The sequence below is a fragment of the Nitrospira tepida genome (genome assembly GCF_947241125.1).
In the GTDB taxonomy this organism is placed as follows: Bacteria; Nitrospirota; Nitrospiria; order Nitrospirales; family Nitrospiraceae; genus Nitrospira_G; species Nitrospira_G tepida.
The window spans coordinates 235,216-254,142 of sequence record NZ_OX365700.1; the positions used below are offsets into that span (position 1 = coordinate 235,216).

The window sequence follows — 18,927 nt, forward strand, 5'->3', positions numbered from 1 at the left end:
CGGGGTGATGGCGGCATGACGGCGGAATCGCGCATGTTTTCCGACGCAGAACGGATGGAGGTGCGCTCGTATGTGCAATTGGCCGGCGAGGCGATTGCCCAGTACTGGCCCATGCGGACCTTCATTCACCACAATCCCCTGCATGGCCTGGAAAATCTTCCCTTCGATCAGGCCGTGAAGCGCGGCGAACAACTCTTCGGCGGGCGCGGGTACCTGCCCAACGGAGCCTATCGCCGGTATTTCGAGCAGGGCCTCGTCCGCGTCGAGGATCTCACACAAGTGCTCTCGTCGATCGCCACCGGGACTCAGGTGGTCTTCGGGGGGAGAGTGCTCTCGCACCTTGAGGTGCTTCGCCTGTCCATGATCCATGGCTTGGGGGAGCTGGCGGCCGACCCTTCCGGCTCGTCATCTCGAACGGAGGAGGCGGACCGACTGGCAGCCTGGGTGAAAGCCTCATTGGGTTCGGGGTTCGGGACGCCCCTAGAGCCGCCTGCGCAGTGGGAATCCATCGAGCTTTTGTCCAAAGAGACCTTGTCGGCCTGGTGCGACCAGACGCTGGGCACGGAGCTGGTCGCCACGATCAACGAGCAGTTGATCAAGTGGTGCAGCGTGTTCCTGGACGAGGGCGAGGCGTCTTGGGTGATGCCGCGCCGTGAACGGACCTTCTATCGGGCCTGGAAGGCGCTGACTCGGTACGATGCCGCGCTGCGGTTGTTGGGCATCAAGGACGCGGGGGCCAAGATCGCCGCACTGGACGATCGACCGGAAGACGCGCTGCTTCGGCATCTCGCCGCGATGAAGATCCCGAAGCCCTCCTGGGAGGCCTACTTCGCCCTGCATTTGGCGGCCCTGCCCGGCTGGACGGGCTATATCAAGTGGCGATCGGGCGAACCGGACTATCCGTGGCAAGTGCGCTATCCCATCGATCTGGTGAAGTATCTGGCCGTGCGGTTGTTTTATGAACGCGAACTGGTCGCCCTGGCCTGCCGGGATCGGCTCGGCCTCGACGGGCAGCATGAAGCCATCCGCGACGATGTCGATCGGGCTCCCCATGCCTACTGGCTTCGTCGCGAGCTGACCGGCGGCAGGCTCCCGCGGACGGTCGCCGAAGCCGCCCACAGGCTGGTGCGGACCTGGAACCAGAAATCGGCGGAAGAGCGGAACGAAGCGGCAAAGAAACTCTGCAACGAGACGGTCGAGCGGCGCGCCGCTGAGCGGGTGAGACGGGCGGCGCGGCAGTTGCTCGGCCTGGCGGCCGCGATCGGCGTGAGGCCGGACTCGATCACCGAGACGGCCCCGGCCGATGCGCTCACGGTCGTGAATTGGCTGGAGGGGTTTCCCGCTTCCCAACAGAGCCGCCGGTGGCTGGAGGCCTTGGAAACGCGCCAGCGCCGTCAGGTCGTCGAACAGTTGACCGGAACGTTCGAGCAGGCGCGGCAGGGCGGCGGCCAGGTGGAGACGGCGCAGTCATCGAGGCCGTTGGCCCAGATGGTCTTCTGCATCGATGTGCGGTCGGAGGTGCTGCGACGGCACCTGGAGAATCTTGGCGGCTATGAGACACTGGGCCTGGCGGGATTCTTCGGCATCCCGCTCAAGTATCAGGGGTTCGGGGCGGACCACAGCGTGACCCACTGTCCGGTCTTGCTCAAGCCAAGGAATCAGATCAGGGAGATTCCCCGGAGTTACCACGGGCAGGCGGCCGAGCGGCATCGTTTGGGGGCCCGGCTCGCCAAGGTCGGCCATACCCTGCTGCACGATCTGAAGGAAAACGTCATCACGCCCTATGTGATGGTCGAGGCGCTGGGGTGGTTTTTCGGCCTGCCGCTCTTCGGGAAAACGCTCTGTCCGCTGTGGTACCAGCGGATCGCTCAAGCCTTGCGACGGCTCCTCCTCCCTTCCCTGGCGACGACCTTGACGATCGACAAATTGACCAGAGAGGAAGCCACGGAGATGATGGCGGCCGAACAGCGCGCCGGCATCCGGGAAATCCTGCGGACCGAGTTCGCCCTCCGGGGCTCGACCGTGACACCGGCCTTGATCGAAGCCATTCGCCTCCGCGTCCTGGAGGGCACGAACGGAGCGGGCGGGGTCGAGGTGGCCAAAGCATTGGGAATTGGGCCGGCCGATGAAGCCGCCCTCTACGAGCGGTTGCGTCATCGACTCGACCTCACCCCGCGCGGGATGTCCGTCCGCCTCCATCGGATCACCCACCACGGCTTTTCCGTCGCGGAACAGGCTTACGGCGTAGAGGCGGCGCTCAGGTTGATGGGGCTCACCTCCGGCTTTGCGCGGTTGATGGTGGTCTGCGCCCACGGCAGCACGTCCGACAACAATCCCTATGAATCCGCGCTCGACTGCGGAGCTTGCGGCGGCAACAACGGCTTGCCGAACGCCAGGGCCTTCGCGGCGATGGCCAACCGGCAGGCTGTCCGCGACCTGCTGCGGACCCGCGGCATCGCCATTCCCAACGATACCCATTTCGCGGCCGCGGTGCACGATACGACCTGCGACGACGTGCGGATCGTGGATCTTGAGGACGTGCCGGCGACCCATCGCAAGGACCTTACGCGCCTGATCGCGGACCTCAAGGAAGCCGGCGCGCAGGCCGCCCTGGAGCGGGGCGCGGCGCTGGACGGGGGCGCCGTCCGCGATGGAGCCGCGGCGCGGTCGAGAGCCGCGCGGCGAAGCACCGACTGGGCGCAGGTCCGTCCGGAGTGGGGACTCTCGAAGAACAGCCTCATGGTCATCGGACGGCGGGAACTGACCAGAACCGTAAACCTACGAGGACGGGCCTTCCTCCACTCCTATGATCACCGGCAGGATGAATCGGGGAAGCTGCTCGAAACCATCATGACCGCTCCCCTGGTCGTGGCCCAATGGATCAACATGGAGCATTACTTCTCCACGGTCGATAACGAGGTCTATGGGAGCGGCAGCAAGGTGTATCACAATGTCGTCGGACGGGTGGGCGTCATGAGCGGGGCCGGCAGCGATCTGCGGATCGGACTGCCCGCCCAGACCGTCCTGAACGGGCCGGCCCCCTATCACGAGCCCATGAGGTTGCTGGCGGTCATCGAGGCGCCGGTCAAGAGGGTCCAAGACGTGATCTCCAAACATCCGCACCTTGAGCAATTGTTCGACCAAGGCTGGGTGTCGCTGCTGGTCTTGGATCCGACCGACGGCCGGTTCTCTCGCTATGAGTTGATGGCGGGTTGGGAGGCGGTTCCGAGTCCGGCGCCGTCGGAGCCAGGTGATGCGTCGATCGCAGGCCTGACCGCCGCCGGAGAGAGTCAGCCGTTGCAAGACCCTGGACAGGTCACCGGGGTGCGGTAACGCGACCGGGGCTTGAGCGGAAGACCGGAGCGGTGATGAGGTGCGACGGTCGTTACGGTCGAGGCGCCGCGCGGCGGCTTGACGAGCCATGTTGACGAGGGAGGACCTATGAGCAGGTTGACGCTGCATCCCATGAAGGAAATCAGGATCGTGGTTCAGGGCGAACACCTGAGAATCGTGACCGATGTGCTGGACCGAGTCGGCGCGACCGGCTACACGATCATCCACAATGTCTCGGGCAAGGGCCATCATGGATTCCACGAAGGCCACTTGTTGTTCGATGATACGAGTAGCCAAGTGATCGTCTTCACCGTGGTCCCGGAGGAGCGGATCGAGCCGATCCTGGCCGGGTTGACACCTCTGTTCAACAAACATTCGGGCGCGATGTTCGTGAGCGACGTCGCGGTGACCCGACGGGAGCATTTCGTGGCGACCTGATCTGGTCGAATCCGCTCCTCCGGCTCTCGACGATCCCGAGCCCGGGCCGATATACTGCCTTCGTCCGCTCCCGCGGCGAACGGAGCCCGCGTGGAGCCGAAGATGCGGGACCCCATGACCTCCTCCCATCGCCCTCGATCCAAAACGACCTCGCCGGTCCAATCAGAGGTGGCGGCGGCCGAAGTGCTGGCCTGGGTCAGCGACTGCATTCAAGGCGGTCTCTGCTTCGTCTGCAACGGCCTCCTGATCTTCGAAAACTCGCATTTTGCGGAGCTGGTCGAGGCGACGGAACTTCGCGCAGACGGGATCGAGCATCGGTTGAGGAAGAGCCTCCTCGATGAAGCCATCCTGTGGAATCGGCGCCCGCTTGGTGCGAAGAAGTTGTCCGGATACCGGCTGAAGGATCGTCAGGGCCACCCGCTCCATTACGAGTGTCGTTTCAACGTGGTGCCCTATCGAGGCGAGCGCGGAGTGCTGATGGTGCTGGAGGACGTCACCGAACGGACGTTGCTCGCGCAGGAGGCGGCGCAGGCGGCCTGTTTCCAATCCGTGCTGGCCCGGATCGGCACGCTGGCGGTCAGTGATGAGCCGGCCCAGGCATTGATGAACGAGGCCGTTCGACTCACGGCTGAGGCATTGGGGGTGGATCTGTGCAAGATCCTGATTGCCCGGGAATCGGATGATCATCTCGCGGTCGTGGCCGGGGTCGGCATTGAGGAAGAGTTCATCGGCAAACTGACGATCGAGGGAGGGACCCACTCGCAGGCCGGGTTCGCTATCCGGGAGCGGCTGCCCGTGGTCGTGCGCGATCTTCGTGAAGAGACACGATTCACCCCGTCGAAATTGCTGACCGAGCACGGCGGCATCGCCGGGATGTGCGTGCCGATGTTGGTCGAAGACAAGGTCTACGGGGTGATGACGGCCCATTCGAAACAGGTCCGGGACTTCACGGAGAAAGAGCAGGCATTTCTATGCACGGTGGCCAATACGGTGGCCACCGTCCTGGAGCGAAAGCGGAGGGCCGACGCCCAAATCGATCTCTATCACCGTCTGTTCATGTCGGCGCAAGACGGCATCATGCTGACCGACACCGACGGCCGGATCCTCGAATGGAACCCTGCGCTGGAACGGATGACGGGCTGGGCGCGCGAGGAGGCGTTGGGACAGCGGCCGTCGATCCTCAAGTCCGGGAAGCATTCGCCTGAATTTTACGAGCGGCTCTGGCACGCCATCCGATCAGGGAAGCCGTTTGTCGACCGCTTCGTCAATCGCCGGAAGGACGGCACGGAATTCCTGGTCTGGGAGAGCGTGAGCCCCGTGAAGGATCGCGACGAGATCACCCAATACTACCTGGCGATCCTCACCGACCTGAGCGAGCGGGAGCAGATGTTGGAGGCGCTGCGTCACACCGAGCAGGTCAAGCTGGTGGGGCAACTGGCCGGCGGCATTCTGCACGAGATCCGCAATCCGCTCATCGGGCTCGGGAGCCTCGCGACACATCTGGCCGAGCAGGAGCAGTTGCCGCAGGCCGCGCGCGACCGCTGCCGCCTCATTGCCCGGGAGGCGGCCCGTATCGACGAGCTGCTGGAGACCCATTTAGGCCAATTGCGTCCGCGTCCGTTCGATCTCCGGCCCTGCGACCTTCCGTCGCTCATCGACGACACGCTGACGCTGCTCCGGCCGAACCTACACAACCAGCAGATCAACGTGAAGAAGGCCATCGCCCCGGACCTGCCGCAAGTGGAGGCCTCGCGCGCGCACATCCAGCAGGCTTGTCTCAACATCATAATGAACGCGATCGACGCCATGCCCAACGGGGGCGACCTGACGATCACGGCCAGGCCGGATACCAAACGGGGCCCCGGCTTGTTGTTGACGTTTTCGGATACGGGCAAAGGCATCCCCCCGGAGGATTTGCAGCGTATCTTCGAGCCGTTCTTTACCAACGGCAAGGCGAAGGGCGTTGGCCTGGGCTTAACGATCACCCATGACATCATCGAGCGGCATGGCGGGCAATTGGCGATCGAAAGTCCGACGGGAAGCGGCGCAGTAGTCGAGGTGTGGTTGCCGGTGAAACAAGAGGTCTGCCATGACGTGGCACCTGTTGCTGGTTGAAGACGAGGCGTCCGTTCGCGAGGCTTTCGCGCTGCGCCTCGGCAACCAGGGCTACGTCGTGCAGACCGCCGCATCAGGGGAAGAGGCGCTGGCGCTGCTGCGCTCCTACGAACCGGATATTCTGGTGCTCGATCTGGTTATGCCCAAGCTCTCCGGTCTCGACGTGCTGGCCAGGGTCAAGCAGACCTCTCCCCATCTGCTGGTGATTCTGTTGACTGCCAGGGGGACGGTGAAGGACGCGGTGGAAGCGACGAAGCTGGGCGCATTCGATTTTGTCGCCAAATCCATCGATATGGAGGACCTCCAACACGCGCTGAATCGAGCGACGGAGTTCTTGACGCTCCAGCGGCAGGTTCGCTTGCAGAGTGGGCAAGAATCGGCGCGCTATGCGCTCGACCGCGTGATCGCCAAGAGCCCGACTACCCAGAGTTTTCTCGCCCGGGTCCGCGAGCTGGCCAAGAACGACCGCGTCACGGTCCTCTTGCAGGGAGAGACCGGCACAGGCAAGCAGTATATGGGCCGTGTGATCCACTTCAACAGCGCAAGGGCCCACAAACCCTGCATCGAGGTCGATTGTCCCGCGATTCCCCGCGAGCTGTTCGAGAGCGAGTTGTTCGGGCATGAAAAAGGGTCCTTCACAGGCGCCAGTGGCAGGCGGTGCGGCTTGATCGAAATGGCTGAAGGCGGCACCGTGTTGTTCGATGAAATCGGCGACTTGCCCCTTCCGTTGCAGACCAAATTGCTGCGGGTGATCGAGGAACGGGCGCTGCGACGTATCGGAGGCTCGACGACGATCCCGGTGGAGGTCCGGTTCATGGCCGCGACGAATCGCAACTTAAAAGAAGCCGTGGCCAAGGGAGAGTTTCGAGAGGATCTCTATTTCAGGCTGAACGTGGTCACGTTAACCGTGCCACCGCTGCGGGATCGCCGCGAAGATATCATTCCGCTCGCTGAACAGTTCTTGGCTCGTTCCGCGCTTGCATTCAGGAAGCCGGTTCGCACGTTGGGAGAAAGCGCAGTCGCCGTCTTGTCTCGCTACCAATTTCCGGGGAACGTCCGGGAATTGAGCAACTTGATGGAGCGTGCGGTCCTGTTCTGTTCCGAGGAGTCCCTCGACGCGTCTCACTTTCCCTCTGACGTGCAGGACAGCCCCGTCACGTCGTCCATAGGTGCCTCCGCACCGCTGTCCGTTCCAGCCGGCTGGCTCGACCCGGCTCTGGTCCAGCTCACGTTTCGAGTGGGCGAGCAGTCCCTCGCCGACCTCGAGGATCGCATTATCAATGAGGTGCTGCGGCGGACGGGCGGCAACAAGACTCTCGCCGCCAAGCAGCTCGGTATCACCCGTTGGATGCTGGACCGGCGGCGGAGGAGATAAGCCTGTTGGCCTCGATCTGGTTGGATTGCAGTCCCCGACAGCCGTGCCTGTCTGCTCCGGCTCAGGCGCACACGCGTCCCGTGCGAGCTGTGCAAGGACCAAGGCAACACGCGTTCTCTCCGCCTCCTTCTCGGATCCGGCACAAGACTTGGAACAACGAAATGAAGCGCCCGTGCGTTCGGAGGGAACGATGCAACACCTGCGAGTGCTGGAAGACCACAGCGTCTATATTTTACGCGAGGCTTACAAGTGCTTCGACGATCTGGCCATGCTCTGGTCGATGGGCAAAGACTCGACCGTGCTGCTCTGGCTTGCGAGGAAGGCGTTTTTCGGCCACGTCCCCTTTCCGTTGGTGCACATCGACACCGGTTATGAAATGCCGGCTTTGATCGAGTACCGGGACCGGTTATGTCGCGAGTGGAGGCTCAATCTCGTCGTGGGCCAGAACAAGGACGCGCTTGCCGGAGGGATGGGACCCGAGCGCGGGCGCGTCACTTGCTGCACGGCCATGAAGATCGAGGCGTTGAAGCAGACGATCGCCGCGCACGGCTGGACGGCCGTCATCCTCGGCATCCGCGCGGACGAAGAAGGGACTCGGGCGAAAGAACGGTACTTTTCGCTCCGCGACAAGCACGGTGAATGGGATTTCCGCGACCAACCGCCCGAGCTATGGGACCAGTTCAATACGACCTTCCCTGCCGGTGCCCATGTTCGGGTCCATCCGCTGCTCGATTGGACCGAGCTCAACATCTGGGAGTATCTGGAGCTTGAGCAGATTCCCCTCCCGCCGCTCTACTTCGACCAGGGGAACGGCACGCGTTACCGCAGTCTCGGCTGCGTCCCTTGCACCGGCACGGTCAATTCCTGCGCGTCGACGATTCCGCAGATCATCGCCGAGCTTCGCACGACGACCGTCGCGGAACGCTCCGGCCGCGCGCAGGACGAGGGCCGCGGCATGGAAACGCTGCGCAAGCTCGGGCACATGTGACGACTGCGGACAACGTTGCAGACCGGCCTATCGCTCCTCGTATAATGGGGGCCGGAGACGGCCCGATGGATTTGAAAATCATCACCGATCGGCGGTGCGACGAGGCGATCGTCCTGGAATGCATCGGGGACGGCGTGGTCACGATCGACCTGGATATGCGCATCCGCTACATGAACCGGGCGATGCGGGAGCTGCTGGGCTATGAGCAGGACGAGCTGCTCGGACAACCGCTGAGCTGCCATTTCTTCGTGCAGGGCAGCATCTGCTCCACGCAGGATTGCATCCTGGAGCGCGCGATCCGCAACCGTGAGAAAGTCCGGAACTACGAGACCGTGATCCAGAACAAAGAGGGACGGAAGATCCCGGTGAGTCTGAACACGGACCTGTTGTGGGACGAAACAGGCCACTTGATCGGCATTGTCGAAACCTACCGCGACTTGAGCCAGATCAACGAGCTGAAAGCCAAGCTGGAACGGCAGGCACATCCGGGAGCCCGCGGCCCGCTGATCGGGCGCAGCAAGGCGTTGCAGCGGATTCTCGACGTGCTGCCCCAGGTGGCCAACTCGAAAGCCACGGTCCTCATCCAGGGCGAGAGCGGCACGGGAAAAGAATTGATTGCGAGAGAGATTCACCGGCTGAGCCCCAGGCGGGACCATCCGTTCGTCGCCGTCAATTGCGCCGCCTTGGCCGAGGGGCTGCTCGAAAGCGAATTGTTCGGTCATGTCAAGGGCGCCTTCACCGGGGCGATCGCCGACCGTCCGGGGAGATTCGAGATCGCGCACAAGGGCACCTTGTTCCTTGATGAAATTGCGGAGATCAGCCCCATGGCGCAAGCCAAGCTGCTGAGGGTGCTTCAAGAAGAAGAATTCGAGCGGGTCGGAGGGAACAAGACCGTCAAGGTGGATGTGCGGGTCGTGGCCGCCACCAACAAGGATCTGACGGCCCAAACGCAGGAAGGGCGGTTTCGGGACGACCTCTATTACCGACTTCAAGTATTCCCGATTCGGGTGCCGCCGCTTCGAGATCGGAAAGAAGATATCCTGCCCCTCATCGAACATTGCATGGCACGATTGAATCGCGTGATGGGGAAAAATGTGCGGGATGTCGATGGCCCTGCTCTCCGCGTGCTGGAGGCCCACCACTATCCCGGAAACGTGCGGGAGCTGGAAAATATCCTGGAGCACGCGTTCATTCGCTGCCCGGACCATAGTCTCCGCCTGGATCACTTGCCTGAATACCTGACGGCGGAGAAGAGAAGCGGCGATGAGAGGGTCGGCACGTCTGCGGGGGACGCAGGAGTCGCTCTTGCGGATTTGGAGCGGGAAGCCATCTCCCGGACGCTGGAACAGACCGATTGGGATTATCGGACGGCTTGCCGCCGGCTAGGCATCAGCCGATCGACGCTTCTTCGCCGTATCAAACTCTATAAGATGAGTCGTACGGGCCAATCAAAATGAATCAGCATGGTCAAAATGACGCTCATAAGACATTGAAATTATGTCTTTCCGTGGTATAGTTTCATTCTGACATTCTTCCAGTTTTCTTCTCCACAACCTCCAAAAAAATCTCCAGGCAATTTAACCGGTTCTGCTTCGACCTCCCCGCGATATTCTGGCACATCTCCTGCTCTAATTCGGCGCGAGAACAGGACCGTCAATACTGGCGCTACGAAACCAATGCGCAGGCCTTGTCTCCGAAGAACGGCCCTGCCGCGCCGCCTGTGCGCAAGAGGAAGGACGATTGTGTTGGAACCGACCGTGGCTCGCTCGAACGAGGGAGACCGGAGCGATGAACGAATGACGCTGGACCAACTGGTCGCGCTCACCGATGAGCAAGCTCTCGTGCGCCTGGGGCTTGAACTGATGGAGGCCTTCGCGCGGGCCGAAGGGCGCAGCTTGTGGCATTAGCGGACAGTGCTCGTTTCTGTTCAGCCCTGCACGAGGAGGAATGGAACATGGCCTATAGCGAGAAAGTTGTCGATCACTTCACCCACCCACGAAACATGGGCAGCTTGCCGAAAGAGGCTCCGGACGTCGGCACCGGAATCGTGGGCGCCCCTGAATGCGGCGATGTGATGAAACTGCAAATCAAGGTGCAGAACGACACGATCGTCGATGCGAAGTTCAAAACGTTCGGCTGCGGATCGGCGATCGCGAGTTCCAGCTTGGCCACCGAATGGCTGAAGGGCAAGACCATCGAGCAAGCGGCCGCGATCAAGAATACGGACATCGTCCAGGAACTGAACCTCCCCCCGGTCAAGATCCATTGTTCAGTCCTCGCCGAAGACGCGATCAAGGCGGCGTTGTCCGACTTTCAACACAAGACCGGCGCCGGCAGGCAATCCGGTCGCGGAGCAGGGACGCAGCCCGATTCCCCGGAGGGGGGGCAAAACCACATAGCACATTCGACCCCATGACGCCGCGGCGGAGGGAGACCGTATGAACTGTCCTCGATGCACCGGCTTGATGATACACGACGATTATTTCGATCTGCAGGACGAGGCCGGCCTGTGCACCTTTGCCGCCTGGCGCTGCCTGATCTGCGGAGAGGTCCTCGATCCGGTGATTCTCAAGCACAGGAGGTCCCCGCCTTCACCGATGGTAGATCGGGCACGGCCTCAGCTCCATCAGATCGTCTCGGTACGCACGAGAAAAGGGGCGGGCCGGTCCAGAGACCTCTGGAACGATCCGGACGGAACGGCCCTGCCGCTGGGCGCGAACGTGCTGGCGGACCTTGACCTGGATAGTCGCATCGCAGCCGAGTTGGAAGATGTGGACGTGTGACAAGAGGAGAAGATCTCTATGGCGTTATTGATCACCGATGAGTGCATTTCCTGCGGAGCCTGTTTGCCGGAATGTCCCAACGAAGCGATTTTTGAAACGCGCAGCGACGCCGAGGCGAAGGGGTATCACGTCGGGGACGGTCAGGGTATCGGGGACAGCATTTATGTCATCACTCACGAGCGCTGTACGGAGTGCGTCGGCCATTTCGACGAGCCGCAGTGCGCCGCGGTCTGCCCCGTCGACAATTGCTGCATCTCGGATCCGGCCTATCCGGAATCGAAAGAGGTGTTGTTGGAACGGGCGCAACGTCTCAATCCGGACAAAGAGATTCATCCCGACAAGGTCTGGAGCGGCGTGCGCGGCTAACGGGCCCGGCTCGCTTCGTCGAGAGGGTTATCGATGGCTGAGTTTGTCAGGGTCGCGGGCGTGAGCGATGTTCCGATGGGCAGCGGCCGCGTCTTCGAGGTCGGAGATCGCTCCATCGCGATTTTCAACGTCGATGGTTCGTTCTTCGCAACGGACAATACCTGCGCCCATCGCGGCGGTCCGCTCGGAGAAGGCGAGTTGGAGGGAGAAGTCGTGACCTGTCCCTGGCACAGTTGGGAATATAACGTCCGGACGGGCATCTCGCTCACGACGCCTTCTGCCTCCGTCAAGACATACGACGTGCAGGTCGATGGCGAGGATGTCAAGGTCCGGTTATAGGGTCGGCCATTTCGGGAACACCTCACTCTTAAGCGAAGGAGCCGTTCATGATCACCATCACGCCTCACGCGGAACAGAAAATCCGTGAGTTCGTGCAGCAAGAGCATGCAGCCGTCGGCCTGCGAATCTACGTACGCGGGGGAGGCTGTCACGGCTACCAATACGGCATGGCCCTCGAATCCACCGTCGCCGATGACGACACGGTCATCGAACAGGGCGACCTCACGATCATCATGGATTCCCAGAGCGCTCCCCTCCTTCAAGGAGCCGAGGTCGAATACTTGGACAGCGTGCAGGGCTCGGGATTCTCGATCAAGAACCCGCAAGCCAAGACAACCTGCGGCTGCGGCAGCTCGTTCAGTGCCTGAACGGATCGAATCGCCACCGCCAATCTACAGGAGCTCTTGATGATTCCCATCATCACGCCGCGCGAACTGAACGATCGACTCGACAAGGGAGACAAGTTGGTTCTTCTCGATGTGCGGGAGCCCTGGGAATACAACCTCGCAAAAATCGCGGGCTCGCAGCTCATTCCGCTGGGAACGCTGCCGCAATCGCTCGCCAAGCTGGACCGGAACGCGGAGATCGTCGTGTATTGCCATCATGGGATGCGAAGCGCCGATGCCGCCGGCTTCCTCTTTCAGCAGGGATTTGCAAGGGTGAAAAACCTCGTCGGCGGGATCGACGCCTGGTCGGTGCAGATCGATCCCGCCGTGCCCCGGTACCGCTGAAACCATGGGCGCGGTCTCTCATCGGCGATCCAGTTGGACGTCGAGGCTCGTCGAGTGGTTGAAGACGCTCACGTTCTACGAAATCGCGCTCGGGATGAAAGCCACCCTGACGCATCTTCTGCGCTACCGCCCGGTCACGATTCAATATCCCCACGAGAAGCGCCTCCTGCCGGACAATTACCGCGGCATGCTCGCACTGCTGCGCTATGACGACGGCACGGAGAAATGCGTGGGCTGCGACCTCTGCGAAGCCGCGTGTCCCAGCCGCGTCATCACCGTCGTCAGCGCCGAAGTCCCCGGCGAACCGATCAAGCGGTACGCCAAGGAATATTACATGGACATGACCCGCTGCCTCTTCTGCGGGATGTGCGTCCAGGCCTGTCCGGTCGACGCGCTGGCCATGACGCGGGAATATGAATGGTCCGTCTACGACAAGCGGCACCTCTTTCTGAACAAGGAGCAGCTTCTGGCCATCGGCGACCGCAATTTTCCCATCCGAGAGAAACGGTTGGAGCTCCAACATCCCAACGTCGCCTTCTTCAACGTCGCGTTTCCCGACAGTCCGCCGAGGGATGCCGCACCTCTCCGCACGAGCGGTACCGGCTGAACGGACCGAGAGATCCTTGACCAAATCGCACCCATGGCGCTCCGCCGGCCTCTGGTCTTTCCAGCTTCACGTGAATTGCACCATCCTAATCAATCCATTACAATGAGGCCGCTTCCTTCGAGACGGTCAAGATCAACGCCAACCCCGGAGGGATCATGAAAGGCTCACACTCCCATACGCACACCCACACACACAAACACTCGCACGGCCATTCGCGGCCGCACAGCCATGAACATGGCCATCGTCATGCCCACCTCCATCACCACGACCTCGGGAACGAAGCGCACGAGCACACCCATCGCGGCGAGCACGGCGAGCATACGCACCGGCATCGCTGAGAGATAACCGGACATCGCGCCGGCGGCAATCACGGAGACGGCGGCCGCCCACACACGGCTTCCTGGACGCGCGCGCCAGAGACATGGCGCGTGGGCGGGAAGGTTTTATCGGCCGGCGGTCATCGTCTTCCAGTTCGCACCGGACAGGCAGTTTGCTCCAAAACGACCGCTCCATTCAGTTTTTGGATCCCCTGACATAACGCTCGCCTCGTGCACCTCCGCACGGACCGTGTATCGCTGCACCGGCTTGGCGACGGCTCCCACTCCAGTGTTGCAGATCGAGAGCCCGTATTCTCGCAGTTCTAGAAGTTTTGCCGTTCAATGAGTGAATTCGGGCCCCCGGCCTTCTTCTTGCTCATGTCTCATCGCGACAGCACTAGGAGAAGCAGGATGGCTCTTCAATACACCGACTCTCAACGCATGGAGCTGCGTTCCACCGTCAACTTGGCCGGCGAAGTCGTGGCACGTCTCTGGCCAATGCGGACTTTCATTTCCCGCAATCCGTTGCAGGGGCTGGAGCACCTGGACTTCGACGAGGCGGTCGACCGTGGTGAACGGCTTTTCGGCGGGTCGGGATATCTGTCCTCAGACCTCTATCGCGAAGCCTTCCGGAACGGGCGCATCCACTCGCGACATCTGGAGGAGGTTTTGCAGCCCCTCAGCTCGGATCAGCACCTTCACTTCGGGGATCGGCGGATCCACCACTTGGACGTCCTCACGGCCGCGATGGCACAAGGGATTCAGATCAGGCTGGATGGCGTTTCACAGTCTGAAACGAAGGACCGACAGGAAGATCGCGAGCAACTGGAGCGCGTCGCGCGTTGGCTGACCGTCCTGGCCTCCCAAGGCGACTTGGACGAGAGTGAAGCACGCATTGAGGGGACGATCCCCGGACCGCCCCACGATGAAACGATGGCGATGTGGTGCGATCGGACGCTCGGGACCGAGGTGAACGATCGGATCAATCGGCACATGATCAAATGGTGCGCCGCCTTCTGCGACGAAGGCGAGGCGGCCTGGCCGATGCCGCATCGCGAGCGGACATTCTTCCGGGCCTGGAAGGCAGCGGCTCCCTACGACCTGGGATTGGCCTGGCAGGGGATCCAGGCGAGCGCAGAGAAGATTCGAGCGTTGCCTGATCGCCCGGAAGACGCCCTGCTTCAATCCCTGGAGATGCTGAACGTCAAGCCCGCTGCCTGGCAGGAGTACTTGTCGTTGCACATTGCAGCTTTGCCGGGGTGGGCCGGCTTCATCAAGTGGCGGTCGGAGCAGACCGCCTATCCTTGGCAGGAAGCCTATCGCATTGACCTCATCCAGTACCTGGCTGTCCGGCTGTTCTACGAACGGGAGTTCGCGGCGGCGTCGTGTCGCAAGGCCTTGGGTTGCGGGGGCGATGTGCAAACTGTTCACGCTTATGCCGAGCGCTATCCGCACGCGCTATGGGCGAGACGGGCGCTGGTGGCCGGGCGGCTGCCGAAGGGGGCGGCTTCTGAGGCGGCGCGGCTCCGGTGGTGGGGTCAGCGATCGGGTGCCGGCGCATGGGAACAGTTCGGGCGGCGCTGGTATGGCAAGTTGCAGTTGATGCGGGAAGCGGAGCGGAGATTGGAAGAGGCCCGCGCGCTGATCCGGTTGGCCGCCGTCCTCGGTATGGACCCGGCGCTGATCACGGAGACCGCGCAGAGCGAGCTCTCCATGCTCCTGGGATGGCTCCGTTCGTTGTCGCCCCGCCTGCAGGCGCTCAAGTGGCTTGAAGCCTGTGAGCGGGGGCATCAGTACGAGAGCCTGCGCAAACTGACGTCTTCGCCGGCGGGGCGGACCGACGGCTCGGCGGGCCAGCCGGTGCGCGCGAGGCCGCTGGCGCAGTTCGTCTTCTGCATTGATGTCCGATCCGAAGTGTTCCGCCGGCACCTGGAGCAGCGCGGCGGGTATGAGACGTTCGGATTCGCCGGATTCTTCGGGGTCCCCGTGATCTACCGCTCACTGGATGAATCGCCCGATGCGGAACTCTGCCCGGTGTTGATCAAACCCAAGCACGTGGTCAGAGAGGTGCCGAGAACCTATCAAGGCGGAGCCGCAGAGCGGCGGCGATCAATGGCAGCGCTCGCGAAATTGGGCCAGGGGCTGCTGCATGATCTGAAGCACAATGTGATCACCCCCTACGTGATGGTCGAGGCGATCGGATGGTTCTTCGCCTGGCCGTTGCTCGGCCGGACGCTCTTCCCGCGTTGGTATCACCGGATGACGGTTCGGGCGAAGCGAGCGATCATGCCGCCCGTGTCAACGACCATGACCGTCGATAAGCTCACGACCGACGAGGCCTATGAAATGATCGCCGCGGAGCAGCGGATGCGCATCATGCGCTGGCTGCGCGTCCGGTATCCGGCTCAAAGCAGCGCCCTCTCGCCCGGAGCTTTGGAGGGAATCAGACAGCAGGTCCTGAGGATGGACGAAGGCCTGGAGGGTGAGGCGAAGGCGCTTCAAGGCATCGTCGAGACCGGGAACCTCGCCTCCCTCGAGGATTTGCGACGAGAGTGCCGGCTGACCGCTCGCGATACATCGGCCCGCGTGAATCACCTGACGCGCACCGGATTCACGGAAAAGGAACAGGCTTACTATGTCGAGACGGCGCTTCGTCTCATGGGCCTCACATCCAACTTCGGGCGGCTCGTGTTTATGTGCGCCCATGGCAGTAGCTCGCAGAACAATCCCTACGAGTCGGCGCTCGACTGCGGCGCTTGCGGCGGGAGTCAAGGTCTTCCCAACGCTCGTGCGTTTGCCACGATCGCCAACCGGCCCAAGGTGCGCGAGCTGTTGGCCCAACGCGGAATTGCGATTCCGTCGGACACGCATTTCATCGCCGCCCTTCACGACACCACGACCGACGAGGTAAGCGTGGCCGATCTGGAAGACGTGCCGTCCACCCACCGGAAGGAATTGGCGCAGGTGCTGGAGGATGTCGCGGCGGCGGGAGACGATGCGACGGCAGAGCGGCACACGAGCCTGACGGTCTCAGTGCCGGCGGAATCCGCCGCAAAGGCCGCGAGAGCGGTCCGCCAACGGAGCGTTGATTGGTCACAAGTGCGTCCGGAGTGGGGGCTGGCCCGTAACAGCCTCTTCATCGTCGCGAGGCGCGAGCTGACCCGAGGAACCGACCTGGAGGGGCGCTCCTTCCTGCATTCTTACGAGCACGGTTCGGACGAGGACGGCAAGCTGCTTGAATTCATCATGACGGCCCCGCTCATCGTCGCCCAATGGATCAACATGGAGTATTACTTTTCGACGGTCGCCCCCGAAATTTACGGCAGCGGCAGCAAGGTCTATCACAATGTGACTGGCCGTATCGGCGTCATGGCTGGTAACCACAGCGACCTGCGCATGGGGCTTCCGGTACAGAGCCTGATGGCCGGGCGGCGCCCGTATCATGATCCGCTGCGTCTGACCGCGATCATCGAGGCGCCACGCGAGCGGATCACGGCCATCATCGAGCGGCAGCCGCTTGTGGAGCGGTTGGTTCGGAACCGATGGATCACACTGATTGCCCTCGATCCCGCGGAGAGGCGGTTTTATCGGCTTGCCGCAGGCGCCAACTGGACGCTGATGCGCGAGGAAGCCGATCGGTCGTTGGAGCCGGTCGGCGTTTGGACCTAGCGCGCATTATTCATGACGGTTCGTCACGAAACCGTGGAGTCGCGTTGCGAGACGGGCGCGCGGAGCCGGGAGGACCCGAGGCGCACTTGAAACAGTACGTCGAGGGTCTGAGCAACGAGCCCGCCCGCCTGCACGCTGCAAAGACCGCGTGCAGGCCGGTCGCAGCAGCGAATGCGCGGTTGCAGTAGAAGCGTTCATGAATAATGCGCGCTAGAGGTTCGGCTCCGACGCAGCGCGGGAGGAAGCGATGCTCACCTTGGAACCCCGGAAGCAGCGGCCTTACTGGGCGATTCCCTTTTCGTCCTACCAGCAGGTCACGGACTTTCTCCGCGAAATCGAGACGGCCCGCATCCTGAAGGGCCAGCCGTCCGACGGCACGGTCAGCCTGGGGACTCTCGCGCGATGCCTGCACGAGCTTGGCCGTCCGGACCTGCGGTACCGCACGATTCACGTGACCGGAACCAACGGAAAAACCACCGTCTGCCGCATGATCGCGGCCCTCCTTCAAGCCACCGGCATGAGAGTGGGAGTCTACACGAGTCCTCACGTGACGCACTTTCGCGAGCGCATGGCCGTCAACGGTTGCCCGATCAGCGAGGAGGAACTGGTGGACGCCTGCAACCATGTCAAAGCGTATATGGATTGGAAAGGGGTGCAACTCGGATCGTTCGAGTTTCTGACGGCCGCCGCATTTTTCGCATTTCATGCGGCTCAGGTGGAGTATGCCGTGGTTGAGGTGGGGATCGGCGGGGGGCAGGATGCCACCAACGTCATTGCACCGGAGGTCTCCGTCGTTACGAACGTGGACTATGATCATATGGACCTGCTCGGCGAGACGCTGGAGCAGATCGCCGGGGAGAAGGCCGGCGTGATCAAGCCGATGACTCCCGTCGTCTGCGGACCCATGGCGGACGGCCCGCGGAGGATCATCGGCTCGCGCGCGGTCGAACTGCAGGCTCCGGTGTTGCTGATCGGTCAACATTATGAGGCCACCGGCTTTGCTCGCAACGGCTTCGGCGGCACCTGCTCCCTGCGGGTCGGCCAGAAGGTCTGGGATCGGATCGCACTCAATTCCCCGGCCGATTTCATGGCGACCAACGCCGCCTTGGCCCTGGCTGTCTACCAGGTGTTGCACCGGCGCGGATTGGTTCGCGACATCACGGATTCAGAACTCGGCACTCTCTTCAAAGACATGGACCTCGGGGCCTGCTGTGAGGTGTTCCACAGCGCGCCCGCCGTGTTGGTCAACGGCGCGCAGAATACGCCGGCCGCGGCCGCGCTGACCTCCGTCCTCCGCCACGCCTTCGAAGGCCGCCGGATGGTCTTCGTGCTCTCGCTCGGCTCCAAGAAGGAGTATGCAAAAATGATCAAGTTGCTGGCCGGAGCGGGCGCCGAACGGGCCGTATTTACCCGCTGGCCGTACGAGGGCTCCGTCGAGCCGGAGGTGCTCGCCTCGTTATGGCGCGCGAACACTCACGCCGCGGCGGAGATTGTCGAGGATCCGGCCGCGGCGTTCGATCGGGCGGTTGAGGCGGCGGGTTCCTTCGGCGTCGTCGTGGTGACCGGCTCCGTCCAAATCGCCGGTCTTGGTCGGACGCTCGCCGAACAATCTCCGCGCGGTACAGCGAAACTGAGCCTGCGGTAATCGGTCGCCCTGCGCGAGCATGGGCGCACGGCACTACGTGACGGTCGTGTATCCTCGCACGGGACGTCTCGGAGAAGGGAAAGGTCACCTCCCGATTCGTTTCGCAGAGCCTGGTTTTTCAGGCAGTTACCTCGTCTCATTGAACTCTGTGCCTGTCGCTTTTCTGGAATCCGATTTGCAGATCCACTCGGTTGAGTGAAGGGAAACGGATGGTCCGATCG

17 protein-coding genes are annotated in these 18,927 nt (G+C 62.5%); 16 read left to right on the forward strand and 1 reads right to left on the reverse strand.

All coding sequences use genetic code 11. The annotated features are described in order from the left end of the window. The first annotated feature begins 33 nt into the window (after positions 1 to 33). The 14 genes from QWI75_RS01175 to nuoI all read left to right on the forward strand — a co-directional run bounded on the left by QWI75_RS01175 (position 34) and on the right by nuoI (position 13,075). A complete protein-coding gene (locus QWI75_RS01175; protein WP_289266853.1) occupies positions 34 to 3,333 on the forward strand; it encodes a DUF2309 domain-containing protein in 3,300 nt (1,099 codons plus the stop codon). Between the two features lie 108 nt (positions 3,334 to 3,441). Continuing rightward, positions 3,442 to 3,771 (forward strand): P-II family nitrogen regulator, encoded by a 330-nt coding sequence (locus QWI75_RS01180; RefSeq protein WP_289266854.1) that lies wholly within the window; start codon positions 3,442 to 3,444, stop codon positions 3,769 to 3,771. A gap of 90 nt (positions 3,772 to 3,861) precedes the next feature. Further along, the gene (locus tag QWI75_RS01185) at positions 3,862 to 5,886 is read left to right on the forward strand and encodes a sensor histidine kinase (protein WP_289266855.1); all 2,025 of its coding nucleotides are present in this window, start codon (positions 3,862 to 3,864) and stop codon (positions 5,884 to 5,886) included. Further along, positions 5,861 to 7,261 carry a sigma-54-dependent transcriptional regulator gene (locus QWI75_RS01190; RefSeq protein WP_289266856.1) on the forward strand — a complete coding sequence of 467 codons (1,401 nt, stop codon included), beginning with the start codon at positions 5,861 to 5,863 and terminating at the stop codon, positions 7,259 to 7,261. Before QWI75_RS01185 ends, QWI75_RS01190 begins: the two co-directional genes overlap by 26 nt. 190 nt (positions 7,262 to 7,451) lie before the next feature. Continuing rightward, entirely contained in the window at positions 7,452 to 8,249 is a 798-nt protein-coding gene (cysD, locus tag QWI75_RS01195) for a sulfate adenylyltransferase subunit CysD (protein WP_289266857.1), read from the forward strand. A 65-nt stretch (positions 8,250 to 8,314) separates the two neighbouring features. After that, complete coding sequence (locus QWI75_RS01200) at positions 8,315 to 9,706, forward strand: sigma-54 interaction domain-containing protein (protein WP_289266858.1); 1,392 nt, start codon at positions 8,315 to 8,317, stop codon at positions 9,704 to 9,706. Positions 9,707 to 9,991: 285 nt separating this feature from the next. Continuing rightward, positions 9,992 to 10,156 carry a hypothetical protein gene (locus QWI75_RS01205; protein ID WP_289266859.1) on the forward strand — a complete coding sequence of 55 codons (165 nt, stop codon included), beginning with the start codon at positions 9,992 to 9,994 and terminating at the stop codon, positions 10,154 to 10,156. A gap of 47 nt (positions 10,157 to 10,203) precedes the next feature. Then, entirely contained in the window at positions 10,204 to 10,665 is a 462-nt protein-coding gene (iscU, locus tag QWI75_RS01210; RefSeq protein ID WP_289266860.1) for a Fe-S cluster assembly scaffold IscU, read from the forward strand. A 22-nt stretch (positions 10,666 to 10,687) separates the two neighbouring features. Further along, positions 10,688 to 11,032: a hypothetical protein gene (locus QWI75_RS01215; protein WP_289266861.1), complete on the forward strand. Its 345-nt coding sequence runs from the start codon at positions 10,688 to 10,690 to the stop codon at positions 11,030 to 11,032. An 18-nt stretch (positions 11,033 to 11,050) separates the two neighbouring features. Further along, on the forward strand, positions 11,051 to 11,398 hold the full coding sequence (locus tag QWI75_RS01220; RefSeq protein ID WP_289266862.1) for a 4Fe-4S dicluster domain-containing protein: 348 nt from the start codon (positions 11,051 to 11,053) through the stop codon (positions 11,396 to 11,398). A gap of 33 nt (positions 11,399 to 11,431) precedes the next feature. Further along, complete coding sequence (locus tag QWI75_RS01225; RefSeq protein WP_289266863.1) at positions 11,432 to 11,737, forward strand: Rieske (2Fe-2S) protein; 306 nt, start codon at positions 11,432 to 11,434, stop codon at positions 11,735 to 11,737. A gap of 47 nt (positions 11,738 to 11,784) precedes the next feature. Then, a complete protein-coding gene (gene erpA, locus QWI75_RS01230; RefSeq protein WP_289266864.1) occupies positions 11,785 to 12,105 on the forward strand; it encodes an iron-sulfur cluster insertion protein ErpA in 321 nt (106 codons plus the stop codon). 39 nt (positions 12,106 to 12,144) lie between these two features. Then, positions 12,145 to 12,468 (forward strand): rhodanese-like domain-containing protein, encoded by a 324-nt coding sequence (locus QWI75_RS01235; protein ID WP_289266865.1) that lies wholly within the window; start codon positions 12,145 to 12,147, stop codon positions 12,466 to 12,468. 4 nt (positions 12,469 to 12,472) lie between these two features. Then, positions 12,473 to 13,075, forward strand: a complete 603-nt coding sequence (gene nuoI, locus QWI75_RS01240; RefSeq protein WP_289266866.1) for an NADH-quinone oxidoreductase subunit NuoI — start codon at positions 12,473 to 12,475, stop codon at positions 13,073 to 13,075. Positions 13,076 to 13,239: 164 nt separating this feature from the next. On the opposite strand, the gene QWI75_RS01245 is transcribed toward nuoI, so the two are convergent. After that, positions 13,240 to 13,467, reverse strand: a complete 228-nt coding sequence (locus QWI75_RS01245) for a hypothetical protein (RefSeq protein WP_289266867.1) — start codon at positions 13,465 to 13,467, stop codon at positions 13,240 to 13,242. A 336-nt stretch (positions 13,468 to 13,803) separates the two neighbouring features. Here QWI75_RS01245 and QWI75_RS01250 point away from each other — a divergent pair, with 336 nt between their 5' ends. Both QWI75_RS01250 and QWI75_RS01255 read left to right on the forward strand, forming a co-directional pair. After that, positions 13,804 to 17,061, forward strand: coding sequence for a DUF2309 domain-containing protein (locus QWI75_RS01250; protein ID WP_289266868.1), 3,258 nt, complete (start codon positions 13,804 to 13,806; stop codon positions 17,059 to 17,061). 247 nt (positions 17,062 to 17,308) lie between these two features. Continuing rightward, complete coding sequence (locus QWI75_RS01255; protein WP_289266869.1) at positions 17,309 to 18,706, forward strand: bifunctional folylpolyglutamate synthase/dihydrofolate synthase; 1,398 nt, start codon at positions 17,309 to 17,311, stop codon at positions 18,704 to 18,706. Positions 18,707 to 18,927 lie beyond the last annotated feature (221 nt).